This window comes from Frankia sp. R82, assembly GCF_023716925.1.
In the GTDB taxonomy this organism is placed as follows: Bacteria; Actinomycetota; Actinomycetes; order Frankiales; family Frankiaceae; genus Frankia.
This window is the reverse complement of the sequence record NZ_JAMQQG010000131.1, coordinates 1-2113: the sequence shown is the minus strand read 5'-3', so window position 1 is coordinate 2113 and position 2113 is coordinate 1. Positions and strand designations below refer to the sequence as shown.

2 protein-coding genes, 1 tRNA gene and 1 pseudogene are annotated in these 2113 nt (G+C 70.4%); 1 reads left to right on the top strand and 3 read right to left on the bottom strand.

Annotation, left to right across the window (positions count from 1 at the left end; genetic code table 11):
* Both ND747_RS16125 and ND747_RS16120 read right to left on the bottom strand, forming a co-directional pair.
* A partial coding sequence (locus ND747_RS16125) for a hypothetical protein (RefSeq protein ID WP_251734434.1) occupies window positions 1–240 on the bottom strand: 240 nt, incomplete at its 3' end.
* Between the two features lie 133 nt (window positions 241–373).
* Window positions 374–449 (bottom strand) — tRNA-Lys (locus tag ND747_RS16120).
* A 419-nt stretch (window positions 450–868) separates the two neighbouring features.
* Here ND747_RS16120 and ND747_RS16115 point away from each other — a divergent pair.
* Window positions 869–1792, top strand: a complete 924-nt coding sequence (locus ND747_RS16115) for a DUF4394 domain-containing protein (RefSeq protein ID WP_251734433.1) — start codon at window positions 869–871, stop codon at window positions 1790–1792.
* 90 nt (window positions 1793–1882) lie between these two features.
* On the opposite strand, the pseudogene ND747_RS16110 reads toward ND747_RS16115, so the two are convergent.
* A pseudogene (locus tag ND747_RS16110) lies at window positions 1883–2113 on the bottom strand (hypothetical protein); the annotation flags it as partial.

The window sequence follows — 2113 nt, the reverse complement described above, 5'->3', positions numbered from 1 at the left end:
TACCTGGCCGCCTTCGAACGCGGCAAGCTCGACGAAGAAACCCTCGCTAACCGAGTCGCCACCCTGCGCACCACGCAGAAGCAACTCCGCCGCCGCCACACCGAACTCACCGCCCAGATCGACGACGAACCCGTCATGCCCCCACGCGCCACCCTCCACAAGATCGCAACCCATGTCGATACGATCATCGAGATCGGCACCGACCTTCAACGCAAGGCCCTCGTCGAAGCCCTCGTCCACGAAGTCAAGATCCTCGGCCCCGGACGGTTCCAGCCGGTCTTCCGCATCCCCAGACCCGAGCCAACCGAGACCGACACAGCCGCTCTACCAGCCACAACACGCCCGAAGGGGGCGGTTCGTACAATGACAAACATGGTGGGCCGTCAGGGACTCGAACCCTGAACCCGCCGGTTAAAAGCCGGCTGCTCTGCCAGTTGAGCTAACGGCCCTGCAGGGCCGATCGTACCTGGGAGAAATGGTCTTGGCCGGCGGCCCGGACCGCGAGGCCGCCGTCTGCGGTGGTCGATGGCTCGTCGACCCTGGGCGGTGGGCGGGGTGGCCTCTCGGCATGGTCCTGGCCGGCGGCCCTTGTGCGGTGGCCTTGCGGTTCGGGCGCGGTCGGTTCCGGACGTGATCGGCGCGCGGCGCGGCGAGGTCGGGCCGCGGGAGCCGGGCGCACCGTACCGGCGGGGATGTGTGGGTGCGGCCGGTGGCGGTGTGCGCATCCGGGTATGGCGGCAGACCCGCCGTCACTGTGCGTTATTGAATTGGTTCGGTCTGGCGCATCTACTTCCGCTGGATGGCGGTCACGTGGGGTGACATGGATCGCGGCGCCGCTGGTCAGGGGTTCCGGTGGAAGGAGACATACGTGCGCAGAAGGTTTTCCGCGGCGAGCTCGGCGGCCGCGACGGCGGTGCTGGCGGCCGGGCTGGTCGCCGCGGTGCCCGGGCTCGCGGGGGCAGCGAGCGCAGCCCCGCCGGACCACGGCGGGGGCAGGCCGGTGATCCAGCCGGCTCTGTTCGACGACTACCCGGCCTATGGTCTGACGACCACGGGTCGACTGGTGCGGTTCGACGTGGACTCGCCGTCCTGGCTCACCCCGATCGGCGCGATCACCGGGCTTGTCGGCGGCGACACGAACCTGGTCGGCATCGACTTCCGGGTGCAGAACAACCGGCTGTACGGCGTGGGCAACCTTGGCGGCATCTACGTGATCAACACGTCGAACGCAGTCGCCACGCGCGTCTCGCACCTGACGATTCCGCTGGTCGGGACGGCCTTCGGGGTCGACTTCAACCCGGCGGCGAACCGGCTGCGCGTGATCAGCAACGCCGGTGAGAACCTGCGGCACAACATCGACGACCCGACCGGGACCCCGCCGCCCGGCACCACCGTGGCCGACGCCCCGCTGACCTACCCACCGCTGCTGGGCATCGCGACCGGCGTGACCGGCGCGGCCTACACGAACAACGACCTTGATCCGGCGACCGGAACGACGCTGTTCGACATCAACACCAACCTTGCGCAGGTCGCCCTCCAGTCACCGGCGAACTCCGGGACGCTGGCCAACACCGGCATGCTGCCCGTGCCGGTCGGGCCGCTGGCCGGCTACGACATCCACACCGAGCGTTCGGGCGGCCGGGCGGTGGGCAACCGTGGCTTCGCCGCGCTGCTCGTCGGCTCCTCGTTCCGCCTCTACGAGGTCGACCCGTTGACCGCGCAGGCCTCGCTGCGCGGATCCTTCCCAAGGAACTACCCGGTCTTCGACGTGGCGCTGCCGACCAACCAGTAGCGCGACCACGGATGACATCCGGACGGCCGGGCCAGCCACAGGGCCAACCCGGCCGTCCACGATCGTTTTACCTGGTGTGCGCGGGACGGTTCAGCTGTGCCGCCGACCGCTTCGGGCACCGGAACCACGGCCCGCACCGGAGCCGGAGTCGGGGCCGTCCAGGGTCACCTGGTCGCCGGTGACGAGCCCGGCCCGGCGCAGCGCCTCGGCGATCGCCCCGTCGGGCGCCCCCCGACCGGAGCCGCGGGCCGCTGGCCGGCTACGACATCCACACCGAGCGTTCGGGCGGCCGGGCGGTGGGCAACCGTGGCTTCGCCGCGC